This is a genomic window from Actinomadura napierensis, from assembly GCF_039529375.1.
In the GTDB taxonomy this organism is placed as follows: Bacteria; Actinomycetota; Actinomycetes; order Streptosporangiales; family Streptosporangiaceae; genus Spirillospora; species Spirillospora napierensis.
The window spans coordinates 19,461-36,863 of the sequence record NZ_BAAAMR010000001.1 but is presented as its reverse complement, the minus strand read 5'-3'; the positions used below and the strand labels follow the sequence as shown (position 1 = coordinate 36,863).

5 protein-coding genes are annotated in these 17,403 nt (G+C 75.1%); all 5 read left to right on the top strand.

Annotation, left to right across the window (positions count from 1 at the left end; genetic code table 11):
* Window positions 1-98 precede the first annotated feature (98 nt).
* Window positions 99-707 carry a PadR family transcriptional regulator gene (locus ABD296_RS00035; protein WP_344259881.1) on the top strand — a complete coding sequence of 203 codons (609 nt, stop codon included), beginning with the start codon at window positions 99-101 and terminating at the stop codon, window positions 705-707.
* Entirely contained in the window at window positions 704-1,426 is a 723-nt protein-coding gene (locus ABD296_RS00030; protein WP_344259879.1) for an ABC transporter ATP-binding protein, read from the top strand. Before ABD296_RS00035 ends, ABD296_RS00030 begins: the two co-directional genes overlap by 4 nt.
* Window positions 1,423-3,909, top strand: a complete 2,487-nt coding sequence (locus ABD296_RS00025) for an FtsX-like permease family protein (protein WP_344259877.1) — start codon at window positions 1,423-1,425, stop codon at window positions 3,907-3,909. Before ABD296_RS00030 ends, ABD296_RS00025 begins: the two co-directional genes overlap by 4 nt.
* Before the next feature lie 96 nt (window positions 3,910-4,005).
* Window positions 4,006-5,841 (top strand): ABC transporter ATP-binding protein, encoded by a 1,836-nt coding sequence (locus ABD296_RS00020; RefSeq protein WP_344259875.1) that lies wholly within the window; start codon window positions 4,006-4,008, stop codon window positions 5,839-5,841.
* 53 nt (window positions 5,842-5,894) lie between these two features.
* Window positions 5,895-17,403: non-ribosomal peptide synthetase (locus tag ABD296_RS00015; RefSeq protein WP_344259872.1), on the top strand; the 11,509-nt coding region annotated here is incomplete at its 3' end.

Here is a 17,403-nt window from a genome sequence, read left to right as displayed (position 1 = left end):
CCGAGCCGCCCGCGCCCTCTCGCACGAACGTGCGAGGGGGCGTTGGCCGCGGGGAGTATAACGGGTATAGTACCGAGTATCCTCAGGGGAGGGCGCCGATGAGCATCCGACATGCCCTGCTCTCGCTGCTGGCCGAGGGCCCCAAGTACGGCCTGCGGCTGCGCGAGGAGTTCGAGGCGCGCACCGGCGAGCTGTGGCCGCTCAACGTCGGGCAGGTCTACACGACCCTGCAGCGCCTGGAGCGCGACGCGCTCATCGAGTCCGACGACGACCACGAGGTCGAGCGGTCCTCCCAGAAGCGCTACCGGCTCACCCCGGCCGGCCGCTACGAGCTGATGGGCTGGCTGCACGCCCCCTCGGGAGTCACCCCGCCACCCCGCGACGAGCTGGTCATCAAGGTGATGGTGGCGCTGAAGGTCCCGGGGGTCGACGTCCACGAGATCCTCCAGGTCCACCGGCGGCACCTCGTGGAGAACATGCAGCGCTACACCACGCTCAAGAGCCAGGCGTCGCTCGACGACCTCGGCCTGGCGCTGGTGGTGGACGCGGAGCTCTTCCGGCTGGACGCGGCGTTCCGCTGGATCGAGAGCGCCGAGACGCGGCTCAGGCAGAGCGCGCGACGCGACGGTGCCCGGCAGGACCCCGGCCCGGAGGCGGCCGGCCCGGATCGGGCGCCGTCGAGACCGGACGTGGAGGTGCCCCGGTGACCGCCGCCATCGAGTTGCAGCAGGTGTCCAGGGTCTACGGCGCGCCGCCCAACGAGGTGCGCGCCCTCGACGAGGTCAGCCTCGCGGTGAACCACGGCGAGCTGGTCGCCATCATGGGCCCCAGCGGGTCGGGCAAGAGCACGCTGCTGACCATCGCCGGGAGCCTGGAGGAGCCGAGCAGCGGCCGCGTGGTCATCGCGGGCATCGACCTGTCCCGGACCTCGGGCAACGACCGGGCCAAGATGCGGCGGCGGCTGATCGGTTACGTCTTCCAGGACTTCAACCTGCTCCCCGGCCTCACCGTGGTGGAGAACGTCACGCTGCCGCTGGAGCTCGACGGCACCGGCATGCGCGCCGCCCGGGGGATCGGCCTGGAGGCCCTCGACCGCCTGGGGCTCCGCGACCGCGCCGGGCACTACCCCGACGAGCTGTCGGGCGGCGAGCGCCAGCGCGTCGCGATCGCGCGCGCCGTCGTCGGCGACCGGCAGGTGCTGCTGGCCGACGAGCCGACCGGGGCGCTCGACTCGGTGAACGGCGAGACGGTGATGCGGATGCTGCGCACCGCGTGCCGCGACAAGGTGGCGGGCATCATCGTCACGCACGACTCCCAGCTCGCCTCCTGGGCCGACCGGGTCGTCTTCATCCGGGACGGCCGGATCGTCGACCAGACCATCACCCCGCCCGGCGCCGACTCGCTGCTCACCGGCGGCCAGCAGTGACGGTCACGGCGGAGCGGCCGCTGCTGGACGGGCCCGCCAACGGCGGCGTCACCGCCCGCCGGGCCGTCGTCCGCTGGGCCTGGCGGCTGCTGCGCCGCGGCTGGCGGCAGCAGATCGTGGTGACGGCGCTGCTCGCGCTGGCGGTGCTCGGCGCCGTCGTCGGCGGCTCGGCCGCGGTCAACCTCACGCCGCGCGCCGACGCCCGTTACGGCAACGCCGACCACCTGGTCCGGCTGGACGGCACCGATCCGCGCGCGCTCGGCGAGGGCGTCGCGCTCGCCCGGCAGAAGCTCGGCACCATCGAGTTGATCGGCCGCCGGTTCGTGCCGGTGCCGGGCTCGGTCGAGTCCCTCGAACTGCGCGCGGCCGACCCGCGCGGTGTCTACGGGGCGCCGCTGCTCGCGCTCGACCGGGGACGCCTTCCCCGGGGGCCCGGCGAGACGGCGCTGACCGACGGCGCCGCCGAGATGCTCGGGCTGCGCATCGGCGGCACGCTCACCGCGGGCGGCGAGCACCGCACCGTCGTCGGCATCGTGGAGAACCCGCGCGACCTGCGCGACGAGTTCGCGCTCGTCCCGCCGGCGGGCGCCGCGGCACCCCAGTCGGTGACCGTGCTCGCCAAGGTCTCGCCCGAGACGTTCGACGCCTACCGGCAGGCCTCCAGGACGCCGCTGGTCACCGACACCCTGCGCGGCGGCGGGCAGGCGGCGGCCGGCGTCCTCGCCGTCGCCACGGTCCTGCTCATGCTGGTGTCGCTCGTGGCGGCGGCGGCCTTCGCCGTCGTCGCGCAACGCCGGCTGCGCCAGATCGGCATGCTCGCCGCGATCGGCGCCACCCAGCGCCAGCTCCGGCTGGTGATGCTGGCCAACGGCGCGGCGGTCGGCGTCATCGCGGCCGCCGCCGGCACGCTGGCGGGCGTGCTGGCCTGGATGCCGGTGTCCGGCACGCTGGAGACCGCGGCCGGGCACCGCATCAGCCCGCTGAGCCCGTCCTGGTCGCTGATCCTGGAGTGCGCGGTGCTCGCGGTCGTGATGGCGACCGCCGCGGCGTGGTGGCCGGCGCGCACCGTGGCGCGCGTCCCGGTCGTCCAGGCGCTCTCCGACCGGCCGCCGCGGCCCAAGGCGTCGCACCGCCCCGCGCTGCTCGCCGTGCTCCTGCTCGCCGTCGGCGCGACCTGCCTGGTCCTGGCCGACCAGACCAGCCCGCCGCTGATCATCCTCGGCACGTTCTGCACGGTGCTCGGCACCCTGTTCGCCAGCCCGCCGGCCATCAAGGCGCTGGCGCTGCTGGGCGCGCGGGCGCCGATCGCGGTACGGCTCGCGCTGCGCGACCTCGCGCGCCACCGGTCCCGCTCGGCGGCGGCCCTGGCGGCGATCAGCCTGGCGCTGGGCATCCCGGTCGCCGTGATCGTCTCCACGGCCGCCGCCCAGGACACCGCCGCCACCGGCAACCTGTCCGACCGGCAGCTGCTCGTCCGGATCGGGCAGCGCGGCGACGCCGTCGTGCCGATCCGCAGCGCCCGGGAGCTGGCCGGCCTGTCGGCCCAGATGAACCTGATCGCGGGGCGGCTCGGCGGCGCGCGGGTGATCCCGCTGGAGATGGCGGCCGACCCGGCCATCAAGCCCGAGCCCGGGTTCGAGGACGCGCAGGGCGGGCAGCCGGTCGCCGACCTCGGCATCCCGACCGGCGGCTCCTCCTCGGACCAGGGGGGAGGCGACGGCGGCGGGCGGGCCGACGGCGCGCTCCGGTCCGTCCCGCTCTACCTCGCCAACCCGCAACTGCTCGCCCACCTCCACGTCGATCCGGCCGGGATCGACCCGCGCACCGACGTGATCACCGCGCAGACCGGCCGGCTGGAGATCCCGTCGGTCTCCAAGCCGGAGGTGCTCACGAACGTCCGGCGCGTCAAGGGCACGGCCTACACCTCCGACCCCGACTCGGTCCTGACCACCGCCGGCCTCGAACGCCGGCACTGGAAGCGCGTCCCCGCGGGCTGGCTGATCGAGTCCGGCAGGCCGCTCACCACCGACCAGGTCGTCGGCGCCCGGCACATCGCGGCGGAGGCGGGCGTGACCGTCGAGTCGCGCCGCGACCAGCGCTCGCTCGGGCAGATCCGGCTCGGTGCCGCGCTCGCCGGCATGCTCCTCGCGCTCGGCGTCCTGGCGATGACCGTCGGGCTCATCCGCATCGAGGCCGCCCGCGACCTGCGCACGCTCACCGCGACCGGCGCGAGCGGCCGCGTCCGCCGGACCATCACCGCGGCCACCGCCGGGGCGCTGGCGCTGCTCGGCGTCGTCCTCGGCTCGCTCGGCGCCTACGCCGGGCTGCTCGCCGGCTACAGCGGCGACATCGGCAGGCTCGGCCAGGTGCCCGTCCTCTACCTGGCCGGGGTCGCGGTCGGTGTTCCCCTGGTCGCCGCCGCGGCGGGCTGGCTGTTCGCCGGACGCGAGCCCCCGGCCATTTCCAGACAGGCCCTCGAATAAAGCGCAAAAGGTTGATCGCTGGAGGCTCGGTGGAGCCGATCTGGCGTGCTTGTAGCGTCTATTGGCAGTCCTGAGGGGCTGTGTAAGCATGGCCGAGTGCGCAATATCGGCGGAATGCTCCACCTCGTCATTGCGGCGATAAAGCTGGTGTGGGCGGCCAGCCGAAAAGAATTCATCGTCGTCGTGCTCATGGACCTGGTCCAGGCCTTCGGCATCTTCGTACTCGTCGTCCAATTGCAGTCGCTGCTTTCCGGGCTCATCGCCGAGAAGGGCGGCGGCGACCCCGACAAGCTGGCCTTCGGCATGGTCGGCTTCGTGGCGGCCAACATCCTCATCGCGGTCGCCGAGGCCGTCATCGCCAACCGCCGGCTGCTGCTCAGCGAGCGCACCGGCCTGCACGTGTGCCGCGAGATCATGGGCGTGGCGTGCCTGGCGGACCTGGCCGACTTCGACGACTCGCGGTTCCACGACCGGCTGCACCGGGCGGCGACCAGCGCGCTCACCCGGCCCGCCCGCATGGTGGAGAGCCTGGTCACCATCGGGCAGGTGGTGTTCACGCTGGCCGCGGTGGCGGTGGCGATGATCTTCATCCAGCCGTGGATCGCCCTGGTCGTCGTGCTGGCCACGGTGCCGGTCTGGCTCGGCGGCGTCCGGGGCGGCGAACAGCACTTCGAGTTCGTCACCGAGACCACCGCCGACGACCGGAGCCGCACCTACCTGTTCGACCTGCTCACGACCAGGGAGCCGGCCAAGGAGATCCGCGCCTTCAACCTGGAGCGCTACCTGGCCCTGCGGTGGCTCTCGATCATGGAGCGCAGGCTGGCGCTGCTCGCCGCCAACCTGCGCAAGCGGTTCTACTCCGCGCTGCTGGCCTCCGTCGGCAGCGGGCTGGTGCTGGCGCTGGCCGCCGGCGTGCTGATCGCCCTCAACCGGTGGGCGGGCATGAGCCTCGCCGAGACCGCGACGACCGCCGGGGCGCTGCTGGTCTTCAGCCAGAAGCTGGTCGACGGCATCGGGTCCAGCAACGAGTTCTTCGAGTCCGCGCCGCTCGTGCGCGACCTGGAGGAGTTCCTCGCGCTGCGTCCCGAGATCGAGCGCGAACGCACCGGGGACGCCGCCCCCACCGCCTTCGAGGCCATCGAGGCGCAGGACGTCTCGTTCACCTACCAGGGAGCCGACCGGCGCGCGCTCGAGCAGGTCTCGCTGCGGATGGAGGCGGGCGAGGTCGTGGCGCTGGTGGGCGAGAACGGGTCCGGCAAGACCACACTGGCCAAGCTCCTGGCCGGGCTCTACGCGCCCGAGGACGGCCGCATCCTGGTCGACGGCGCCGACCTCGCGGGCTTCGACGCCGCGACCTGGCGCGAGTCGGTCGCGGTGCTCTTCCAGGACTTCATCCGCTACGCCCTGCCCGCCGAGGACAACATCCGGATCGGGGCGGCCGAGCGCGACCCGGCCGACGAGGCCATCCGCGACGCCGCCCGCGCGGCGGGCGCGGACGGGTTCCTCGCCACGCTCCCCGACGGCTACCACACGATCCTGTCGCCGCAGTTCGGCGAGGGCCAGGACCTCTCGCTCGGGCAATGGCAGCGGGTGGCGCTGGCCCGGGCGTTCCTGCGCTCGGCCCCGCTGGTCATCCTCGACGAGCCGAGCGCGTCCCTGGACGCGCGCGCGGAGCGGGCGCTGTTCGACAGCGTCCGCGAGCTCTACCAGGGCCGGACCGTCCTGCTGATCTCGCACCGGTTCTCGACCGTCCGCACGGCCGACCGCATCGTCGTGCTCCGTTCGGGAAAGGTCGCCGAGCACGGCACCCATGACGAACTCATGGCCGCCGACGGCCTGTACGCGGAACTGTTCACCCTGCAGGCACGCGGATATCTGCAACCGGGCGCCGAAAACGGAAAATCCGACGACCGGACCATCTCTTTGCACTGAATGGCAGGCGCCGCCGCGCCTCGGACTCGTCCAAGCCTTCACGTGGAGCATTCATGGGATCAGGACGCGAACCCGCGCACGCTCGGGACGATTTCTGGCAGCGGCTGCTGAGCGGTGCCCCCGTGCTGAAGCCGCCCACCGACCGGCCGCGGCCGCCCGAGGGCGGGCCGGTCGACGCGGTGTCGCGGATCGCCCTGCCCGTGCTGCCCGTCCCGGCGCTCCTCGCCGCGTGGGCGATGATCATCGGCCGGTACGCGGGCGAGGACGACGTCGTGGTGGGTCTGAGCGGCGGCCTCGCGGTCCGCGCCGACCTCTCCGGCGACCCGCTCTTCACGGAGGTCGCCGCAAGACTCGAGGCCGCACTCGGCGAGGGACGGGCGGCCGGGCCGATCCCCGCAGACGCCCTTCGCCCGGAGCTCTTCCACGCCTGCCTGGACCTGGACGGCGGCCCGGACGGCTGTGACTGGGCGGCCGAGCGCGACCTGGAACTGTCGCCGGACGGGGCGATCCGGTTCCGGAGCGCGTTGTACGACGACGAGTCGATCGCCCGCATGGCCGAGCAGCTGGGCCTCCTCCTGGAGGCCGTCGCCGCGGACCCGGCCCGGCGCCTGTCCGAGCTGCCGGTGATGAGCGACGACGAACACCGTCTCGTCGTCAGCGGCTGGAACGACACCGCCGCGCCGCACGCCCCGGTCGCCGGAGTGCACGAGCTGTTCGCCGAGCAGGCGGCCCGTACGCCCGGCGAACCCGCCGCGTCCTGCGGGGACCGTTCCCTCACCTACGCCGGACTCGAGGCGGCGGCCAACCGGCTGGCCCACCACCTGCGCGCCGCCGGGGTCGGCCCCGAGACCGTCGTGGGCCTGGCACTGGAACGCGGCCTGGAGATGGTCGTCGCGCTGCTGGCGATCTGGAAGGCGGGCGGGGCGTACCTCCCGCTGGACCCCGACTATCCGCCGGACCGGCTGCACTACATGGTGTCCGACAGCGGCGCCTCCGTCGTCCTCGGCACCCGCGACCTGGCCGCGCCGTTCGCGGAGGCCGCCGGGACCGCGGTCTACCTGGACGACCCGGCGACCGCCGCCGCGCTCGCCGCCGCCCCCTCCGGGCCGCCCGGCGTCCCCGTCCATCCGGACCGGCTCGCCTACGTGATCTACACCTCCGGCTCCACCGGCCTGCCCAAGGGCGTCGCGATCGCCCACCGCGGCGTGGTCAACCGGCTGGTCCGGATGCAGGAGGTCTACTCGCTGCGGCCCGGCGAGCGCGTGGTCCACAAGTCGCCCCTCACGTTCGACGCATCGGTGTGGGAGCTCTTCTGGCCGTTGTCGGTGGGCGCCGAGATGGTCGTCGTCGAACCGGGCCGGCACCGCGACCTCGACCACCTGCTGGCGCTGCTGCGCGACCGCCGCGTCGGCGTCGTGCACTTCGTGCCCTCGCTCTTCCGCCTGCTGGTCACGCACCCCGACCTGGGGACGCCGCCCGACCTGCGGCTGGTGTTCTGCAGCGGCGAGGCCCTCGCCGGTGAGGACGTGGCGCGCTTCCACGCCCGCAACGCGGGCGCGGTCGTCAGCAACCTGTACGGGCCGACCGAGTGCACCATCGAGGCGACCTCCGCGATCATCGGCCGGGGGAGCACCGCTCCCTCGCCCCCGATCGGCGGCGCGATCGGCAACGTGCGGCTGCACGTGCTGGACCGGTGCCTGCGGCCGCTGCCCGTGGGCGCCCCCGGCGAGCTCTACATCGGCGGGATCGGGGTCGGCCGCGGCTACCGCAACCGGCCCGCCCTCACCGCCGAGCGCTTCGTGGCCGATCCGTTCGCCGCCGACGGCTCACGCCTCTACCGGACCGGCGACCGGGTCCGGTGGCGCACCGACGGGCAGCTGGAGTACCACGGGCGGATCGACGAGCAGGTCAAGGTGCGCGGCGTGCGCATCGAGCCCGGCGAGGTCGAGGCCGCGCTGCTCGCCCATCCGGCGCTGACCGACGCCGTCGTCGTGGCGCGGGGAACCAGCAGCGACCGGCGGCTCATCGCCTACGCGGTCGCGGCGGGCGCCCTGCCCGCGCCGTCGACCAGCGAGCTGCGGGCGTTCCTGCGGCGACGGCTGCCCGACTACCTGATCCCGGCCGTGTTCATGGTGCTGCCGGCGCTGCCGCTCAACCCCAACGGCAAGGTGGACCGCGCCGCGCTTCCCGCGCCCGAGGGCGCCCGCCCGCGGCTCTCGACGCCCTACGCGGAACCGGCCGAGGGCACCGAGGAGACGCTGGCCGGGCTGTGGTCGCAGGTGCTCGGCATCGGGCGGCCCGGCGCCGAGGACGACTTCTTCGAGCTGGGCGGGCACTCGCTGCTGGCCACGCAGGTGATGTCGCGCGTGCGGGCCGCGTTCGGCGTCGAGATCGACCTCGCGGAGCTGTTCGACCACCCCACCATCCGCGGGCTCGCCGCCGCGGTCGGCCGCGCGGCGCCCGGCCGGAAGGCGGCGCCGATCGTGCCCGTGCCGCGCGACGGCGACCTGCCGCTGTCGTTCTCGCAGCAGCGGCTGTGGTTCCTCAACCAGCTCGCGCCCGACTCGCCGGAGTACAACGAGCCGCTGGCGCTGCGCCTGCGCGGCCCCCTGGACGTGCGCGCGCTCGGCGCCGCGCTCGACGCGATCGTCCGGCGGCACGAGGTGCTGCGCACCCGGCTCGTCGGCGTCGAGGGCGTGGCGCACCAGGTCGTCGACCCGCCGGCCGCGGTCCCGCTGGACCGGCTCGACCTGAGCGCCGCCGCCGACCCGCTCGCCGAGGCCCGGGTGCTCGTGGCCGCCGAGGTGACCGTCCCCTTCGACCTGGCCGAGGGGCCGCTGTTGCGCGCCCGGCTGATCGAACTGGGCGACGACGACCACGTGCTCAGCCTGCTCATGCACCACGTGGTCTGCGACGAGTGGTCGGTCGCCCTCCTGCACCGCGAGCTGTGGACGCTGTACGAGGCGTTCGGCCGGGGCGCGGAGCCGTCGCTGCCGCCGCTGCCGGTGCAGTACGCCGACTACGCGGTCTGGCAGCGCGACCACCTCCGGGACGAGGTGCTGGAGGAGCAGCTGGCGTACTGGCGGGACCGGCTGGCCGGGGCGGAGACGCTGGAGTTGCCGACCGACCACCCGCGGCCCGCGGTGCGGTCGTCGGCAGGTGGCCGCGTCGAGTTCCGGGTCGGCGCGGACACCGCGGCCCGGTTGCGCGCGATCGGCCGCGACCGCGGCGCGACCATGTTCATGACCATGTTCGGCGCGTACGTGACGCTTCTCGCGCGGTACTCGGGCCAGGACGACATCGTGGTCGGCACCCCGGTCGCGGGCCGCGACCGGGTCGAGATCGAGAACCTCGTCGGGTTCTTCGTCAACACGCTGGTGCTGCGCACCGACGTGTCCGGCGACCCGACGTTCGGCGAGGTGCTCGCCCGGGTGCGGCGGGAGGCCCTCGGCGCGTTCGCCCACCAGGAGCTCCCGTTCGAGCAGCTCGTGACCGCGCTCGGCGCCGACCGGGACCGTTCCCGCACCCCGCTCTTCCAGGTGCTGTTCAACTACAACCAGGCCGACCCCGACGCGGCCGGCCTGCTCGGCGGGCTGGGGGTGTCGGCGGCGGCGCTGCCCGGCGTGGTGGCCGCCAAGTTCGACCTCCGGCTCATCATCGGCGAGGACGGCGACGCGCTGACCGGTGCCGTCGAGTACAGCACCGAGCTGTTCGAGCGGGCGACCGTCGAGCGCCTGGCCGGGCACTACCGCATGGTTCTGGACGCCGTGGCGGCCGACCCCGACCACCCCATCGCCGCGATCGTCCTGCGGAGCCCCGCCGAGGCCGGGTCGCCGACGCAGGCGGAGCGGGAGGGCGCGGACGGGCTGCCCGAGCGGATCGCGGCCCATGCCGCCCGGCGCCCGGACGCACCCGCGCTGCACGGGCCCGGCGGGCCGATCACCTACCGGGAGCTCGACGCGCGCGCCAACCGGCTCGCCCACCACCTGCTCGCCGCCGGAATCGGCCCCGAGACCGTCGTCGGGCTCTGCCTCGACGACGGCGCCGACATGGTGCCCGCGCTCCTGGCGGTCTGGAAGGCCGGCGGCGCCTACCTGCCCCTCGACCCCGCCCATCCGGCGGAGCGGCTGGCGTTCATGCTCGCCGACAGCCGCGCCTCGCTGGTCATCGGCACCGAGGACTCGCTCGGCGGGCTCCCGGCCGGACGGACCAGGACGGTCGCGCTGGACGGCCCGCTGCTCACGGCCGCGCTCGCCGCCCTTCCGGAGACGCCGCCCGCCGCTGCCGCGCCGCCACCGGACCGGCTCGCCTATGTCATGTACACGTCGGGGTCGACCGGGCGCCCGAAGGGCGTGCAGATCACCCACCGCGCTCTGGACGCCTACGTCGACGGCGTCTCCGCGCGGCTCGCCTGGGACCGGCCCGGCGAGCGCTACGCGCTCCTGCAGCCGCTGACGACCGACTTCGGCAACACGGTCGTCTTCGCCTGCCTGGCTTCCGGCGGCGTCCTGCACCTGCCCGGCCGGCGGATCGAGCGCGACGGGCCCCTGCTGCGCGACTACCTCGCCGAGCACGCCGTCGACCATGTCAAGATCGTGCCGTCGCATCTGGCCGCGCTGGCCGCGGGCGGCGTTCCCGCGGCGCGGCTGCTGCCCGCACGGTCGCTGGTGATCGGCGGTGAGGCGGCGCCGCTCGACCAGGTGCGCGAGCTGGTCGAGGCGGCCGGCGACCGGACGGCGGTGTTCAACCACTACGGCCCGACCGAGGCGACCGTCGGGGCGACGGCCGTCCTGCTGGAGCCCGGCCTGCTGACCGGGGGGCGTTCGGCGCCCATCGGCCTACCGCTGCCCGGCGTCACGGCGCACGTGCTGGACCCGGCGATGAACGAGGTCCCGTGGGGCGTCCCGGGCGAGCTCCACCTCGGCGGCCCGGGGCTGGCCCGCGGCTACGGGGGCCGCCCGGACCTGACGGCCGAGCGGTTCGTGGCCGACCCGTTCGCCGCCGACGGCTCCCGGCTGTACCGGACCGGCGACCGGGTCCGCCGGCGGCTGGACGGGCGGCTGGAGTTCCTCGGCCGGATGGACCGGCAGCTGAAGATCCGCGGTTACCGGGTGGAGCCCGCCGAGGTGGAGAACGCGCTGCTGGCGCATCCCGCGCTGGCGGCCGCGGCGGTCGCGGCCCACGGCGACGACGGCGATCGGCGGCTGGTCGGCTACCTCGTCCCCGCGGACCCGCCGGCGCCGCCGTCCGGCGCCGACCTGCGCGATTTCCTGCGGCGGACGCTGCCCGACCCGATGGTCCCCACCGACTTCGTGGCGCTCGCGGCCCTGCCGCTGACGGCCAACGGCAAGCTCGACCGCGCCGCGCTCCCCGAGCCGGTGGCGGACCGCCCGGAGCCCGCGGCGGACTTCGTGGCGCCGCGCACGCCCACCGAGGAGATCCTCGCCGGGATCTGGGCCGAGGTGCTCGGCCTGGGGCGGGTCGGCGTGGACGACGACTTCTTCGACCTGGGCGGCCACTCGCTGCTGGCCACCCAGGTCGTCGCGCGGGTGCGGAGCCTGCTCGGCGTCGAGGTCTCGCTCGCCGACGTCTTCGACCACCCGACCCTCGGCGAACTCGCCGAGGTAGTGGACGCCGCGGACATGGACGCCGCGCCCCCGATCGCACCGGCCGTCCGCGACCGGCCGCTGCCGCCGTCCTTCGCGCAGCGCCGCCTGTGGTTCCTCCACCAGCTCGATCCGGGCTCCGCGGAGTACGACCAGCCGCTCGCGCTGCGGCTGCGCGGCGCGCTGGACGTCCCGGCGCTGGCCAGGGCGCTCGACGCGATGGTGGAACGGCACGAGGTCCTGCGGACCCGGCTGGTCGCCGAGGGCGGCGTCCCCGTCCAGGTGGTGGACCCGCCGGGCGGCTTCGGCCTGGTCGAGACCGACCTGTCGGGCGAACCGGACCCGGTGGCGCGGGCCCGCGAGCTGGTCGACGCGGACGCCGCGAGCCCGTTCGACCTGCAGGCGGGCCCGCTGGTGCGCGGCGGCCTGCTGCGGCTCGGCCCCGACGATCACGTCCTGAGCCTCAACCTCCACCACGTCGTCTCGGACGAGCGGTCGGCGCTGGTGATGCGGCGCGAGTTGGCGGTGCTGTACGAGGCGTACGCGGGCGGCGCGGAGCCGTCGCTGGAGCCGCTGCCCGTGCAGTACGCCGACTACGCGGTCTGGCAGCGCGACCGCCTCCAGGGCGCGACGCTCGACCGGTTGCTCGGATACTGGCGGGACCGGATGGCCGGAGCGCCCGCCCTGGAGCTGCCGGCGGACCGTCCGCGCCCCCCGGTGCGCTCGACGGCCGGCGCGCTCGCGCCCCTCACGGTGGACGAGCCGACCACGACGGCGCTGCGGGCCCTGGCACGCGAGTCCGGCGCGACGATGTTCATGACGTTGCTCGCGGCGCTCACGGCCCTGCTGCGCTGGTACGCCGACCAGGACGATCTCGTCGTCGGCACCCCCGTCGGCGGCCGCGACCAGGCCGAGACGGAGGGGCTCATCGGCTTCTTCGTCAACGCCGTCGCGCTGCGCGTCGACCTGTCCGGCGACCCGACGTTCGCCGAGCTCGTCGCCCGCGTCCGGCGGGAGGCGCTGGGCGCCTACGCGCACCAGGAGCTGCCGTTCGAGCAGCTCGTCGAGGCGCTGAACCTGGAACGCGACCTGGCGCGGACCCCGCTGTTCCAGGTGTTCTTCGGGTTGGACGCGATCGGCGAGGACCGCCTCGCCCTGCCGGGCCTGGAGAACGAGGCGTTCCCGGTCGGCGTGACCGCGGCGCGCTTCGACCTGACGCTCGGGCTCTCCGAAAGCGGTGGCGGGCTCACCGGCTCGTTCCTCTACAACACCGACCTGTTCGAGCCGGGCACCGTGCGGCGCATGGCCGGGCACCTGACCGCCCTGCTCGCCGCCGTCGCGGCCGACCCCGGGCGGCGCCTGTCCGAACTCCGGCCGATGGGCGAGGACGAACGCAGCCGCGCGCTCGCCGCAGGAAGCGGCCCGGACGTCGCCGTCCCCGCGCTCGGCGTCCACGAGCTCGTCGCCGCGCAGGCGGCCCGGCGGCCCGGCGCGACCGCCCTCACCTACGGCACCGCCGCCCTCACGTACGCGGAGCTCGACGAGCGCGCCAACCGGCTCGCCCACCACCTGCGGGCGATGGGCGTGGGCCCCGAGGTCGTGGTCGGCCTCTGCCTGGAACGCGGCGTCGACCTCCTGGTCGCGCTGCTCGCGGTGCTGCGGGCGGGCGGCGCCTACCTGCCGCTGAGCCCGGATCTGCCGCCCGAACGGGCCTCACTCATGCTCACCGACAGCCGCGCGTCCGTGCTCGTGGGGACGGCGGAGACCCTGGACGCGGTCCCGGCCCGCTGGGTACGGCCGGTGCGCCTGGACGAGCCCGCGACCATGGCCGCGCTTGCCGCCGCCTCGCCCGAGCCTCCGGACGTGCTGACGCACCCTGACCAGCTCGCCTACGTGCTCTATACCTCGGGCTCCACCGGCACCCCGAAGGGGATCGGGGTCTGCCACCGCGACATCGTCTCGCTGGTGACGGCCGGGGACTTCGTCCGCGTCACCGAGGACGACGTCGTCGCCCAGGCGTCCATGGTGTCGTTCGACGCCGCGACCTTCGAGATCTGGGGCGCGTGGGCCAACGGCGCCGCGCTCGCCGGGATCGACGGCGAGGTCCTGCTGTCGCCGAGCCGGCTGGGCGCGGAACTCACCCGGCTCGGCGTCACGACCATGTTCCTCACCCCGGCGCTGTTCAACCGGCTGGCCGCCGACGCGCCGGACGCGCTGGGCGGCCTCCGCCACCTGGTGCTCGGCGGCGACGCCCTCGACCCGGCGAGCGTCCGGCGGGTCCTGGGGCACGCCCCGCCCGAGCGCCTGCTGAACGGCTACGGGCCGACGGAGACGACGACGTTCGCCGCCTGGCACCTGGTCGATGACGTGGACGCCGACGCGGTGACCGTGCCGATCGGCGGGCCGCTGGCCAACATGCGGCTGCTGGTCCTCGACCGGCACCTGGCCCCGGTCCCCGACGGTGTGCCCGGCGAGCTGTTCATCGGCGGGACGGGCCTGGCGCGCGGCTACGTGCACCGGCCCGACCTCACCGCCGAGCGGTTCGTCGCCGACCCGTACGCCGGCGGCTCCCGGCTCTACCGCACCGGCGACCGGGTGCTGCGCCGTCCGGACGGTGTGCTGGAGTTCCTCGGGCGGCTCGACCACCAGGTCAAGATCCGCGGGTTCCGCATCGAGCCCGCCGAGGTCGAGACGGCGCTGCTCGCCCACCCGGCGGTCGCCGAGGCCGTCGTCGTGGCGCGGGAGGACGCGGGCGACCGGCGCCTGGTCGCCCACCTGGTCCCGGCCGACCTGGCCGAGGGCGTTCCCCCGGCGGGTGAGCTGCGCGACTTCCTCGGCCGGAGGCTGCCCTCCTATCTGATCCCCGCCGCGTTCGTCGAGCTCGCAGCCCTGCCGCTGAACCCCAACGGCAAGGTCGACCGTGCCGCGCTGCCCGAGCCCGACGGCGCCCGCACCGGCCTCGGCACCGCGTACACCGCGCCGCGCACCCCGACCGAGGAGGCGCTCGCCGCGATCTGGGCCGACGTGCTCGGCCTGGACCGCGTCGGCGTGGACGACGACTTCTTCGACCTGGGCGGCCACTCGCTGCTGGCCACCCAGGTGGTGTCACGGGTCCGCACGGCGTTCGGCGCCGAGCCGACCCTGGCCGCGCTCTTCGACCGGCCGACGGTCGCCCGCTTCGCCGCCGTCGTGGACGAGGCGGCGCCCGGGAGCGGCGCCGCCGGGCCACTCCTGCCGGCGGACCGGGACAGGCCGTTGCCGCTGTCGTTCGCCCAGCAGCGGCTGTGGTTCCTCGACCAACTCGAGCCCGGCTCGGCCGAGTACAACGTGCCGCTCGCCCTCCGGCTGCGCGGCGACCTCGACGCGGCGGCGCTCGATGCCGCGCTGACCACCGTGGTGGAGCGGCACGAGGTGCTTCGCACCCGGCTGGTCGCCGTCGACGGCGTGGCACGCCAGGTGGTGGACCCGCCCGGCGCCGTCCGGCCGTCGCACATGGACCTGACCGGCGAGCCGGACGCGCTGGAGCGCGCCGAGGCGTTCGTCGCCGCCGACGCGCGCACCCCGTTCGACCTCGCCGCGGGGCCGCTGCTGCGCGTCACGCTGATCCGCCTCGCGCCCGCCGACCACGTGCTCAGCCTCTGCATGCACCACGTGGTCTGCGACGAGTGGTCGGCCGGGGTGCTGCGCCGCGAACTGTCGGCGCTGTACGCGGCCTACTCGCGGGGCGGGCCGTCACCGCTGGAACCGCTCCGGGTGCAGTACGCCGACTTCGCGGTGTGGCAGCGCGACCGGCTGCGCGGCGAGGCGATCCAGGAGCAGCTCGCGTACTGGCGGGAACGGCTGGACGGGCTCACCGACCTCGACCTGCCCACCGACCGGCCGCGGCCGCCCGTACGGTCCACGGCGGGCGCGCTCGTGGAGTTCACCGTTCCGGAACCGACGGCGGCGGCGCTGCGGGAGCTGAGCCGGGAGACCGGCGCGACGATGTTCATGACCCTGCTGGCGGCCTTCGGCGCGTTGCTGGCCCGCTACGCCGACAGGGACGAGGTCGCCGTCGGCGTGCCGATCGCCAACCGCAACCGCACCGAGACCGAGGACCTGATCGGGTTCTTCGTCAACACGCTGGTGCTGCGCGCACGGGCCGGCGGCGACGCCTCGTTCCTCGACCTGGTCGAGGACGCCCGGCGGGAGGCCCTCGCCGGGTTCGCCCGCCAGGACGTGCCGTTCGAGCAGCTCGTGGACGCCCTCCAGCCCGTCCGGGACCGCAGCCGCACCCCGCTGTTCCAGGTGTTCTTCAACCACCTCGGCGTCGCCGACGCGGGGGCCGGGCAGGCCACGTTCGGCGGCGGCCTGCGCGAGGAGAGGATCGTGCCGCCGCACACCACGGCCAAGTTCGACCTCACCCTCTTCACCTCGATGACCGGCGACGGCATCGCCGGAACCTTCGAGTACAGCACGGCGCTGTTCGAGCGGACGACGGTCGAGCGGATGGCGGCCCACTTCACCGATCTGCTCGCCGCGTTCGCCGCCGAGCCGCGGCGGCCGCTCGCCACCATCGCGCCGTCGCCCGGCGCCGAGGCGGCCTGGAACGCCACGTCAGCCCCGATCCCGGACGTCGGCGGGATCCACGAGCTGGTGCGCGGGCGCGCCGAGGACGCGGCCGCGATCCTCGCCGGCCGCACCCTGACCTACCGCGAGCTGGACGAACGGGCGAACCGGCTGGCGCACCACCTGCGGTCGCTCGGCGTCGGGCCCGAGACCGTCGTCGGGGTGTGCCTGGAGCGCGGCCCCGGGTTCCTGGTCGCGATGCTCGCCGTCTGGAGGGCGGGCGGCGCCTACCTCCCGCTCGACCCCGCCCACCCGGCCGAACGGCTGGCGTTCATGCTGGCCGACAGCGGCGCGGCGGCGGTGATCGGGACGACCAGCGGGGCGGCCGGCGTCACGGTCGTGGATCCGGACGACCCGGCGATCGCCGGCGCGCCCGCCACCCCGCCCGAGGTGACCACGCGGCCAGGCCGGCTCGCCTACGTGATCTACACGTCGGGCTCGACCGGCCGTCCCAAGGGCGTGCAGGTCCCGCACCGCGGCCTGATCAACCGGATCGCCTGGATGCAGGAGCGCTACCGGCTGCGGCCGGGGGAGCGGGTGCTGCACAAGACCCCGGTCACCTTCGATGTGTCGTTGTGGGAGCTGGTCTGGCCGCTGACGGCCGGGGCCTGCGCCGTCCTCGCCGAGCCCGGCCGCCAGGGCGACCTGGACCATCTGGCGCGGCTCATCGACGAGCAGGGCGTCGCCGTCGCGCACTTCGTGCCGTCGCTGTTCCGGGAGTTCGCCGCGCACGAGCCGCTGGGCGAGATGGCCGATCTGCGGCTCGTCGTGTGCAGCGGCGAGGCCCTTCCCGGCGAGACGGTCGCCCGCTTCTACGCGCGCCACCCCGGCGCCGTCGTCGAGAACCTCTACGGCCCGACCGAGGCCTCGATCGACGTCTCGTCCTGGCGGTGCGAACGGCCGGGCGACGGGTCCCCGCCGCCGATCGGCCACCCCATCGCCAACCTGCGCCTGCACGTGCTCGACCGGTGGCTGAACCCGGTGCCGCCCGGCGTGCCGGGCGAGCTGTTCCTCGGCGGCGCCGGGCTCGCGCGCGGGTACGCCGGACGGCCCGACCTGACCGCCGAGCGGTTCGTCGCCGACCCGTTCGGCGCGGACGGGTCCCGGCTCTACCGCACCGGCGACCGCGTCCGGCGGCGGCCCGACGGCGCCGTCGAGTACCTGGGGCGGCTGGACCGGCAGATCAAGATCCGCGGGTTCAGGGTCGAGCCCGGCGAGGTCGAGTCCGCCCTGCTCGCCCATCCGGGCGTGACCGCCGCCGCGGTCGTCGGCGCGGGCGGCAGGCTCGTCGCCCACCTGGTCGGCGCCGGCCCGGACGGGGCGGGGCCGGCCCCCGGCGGCCCGCGCG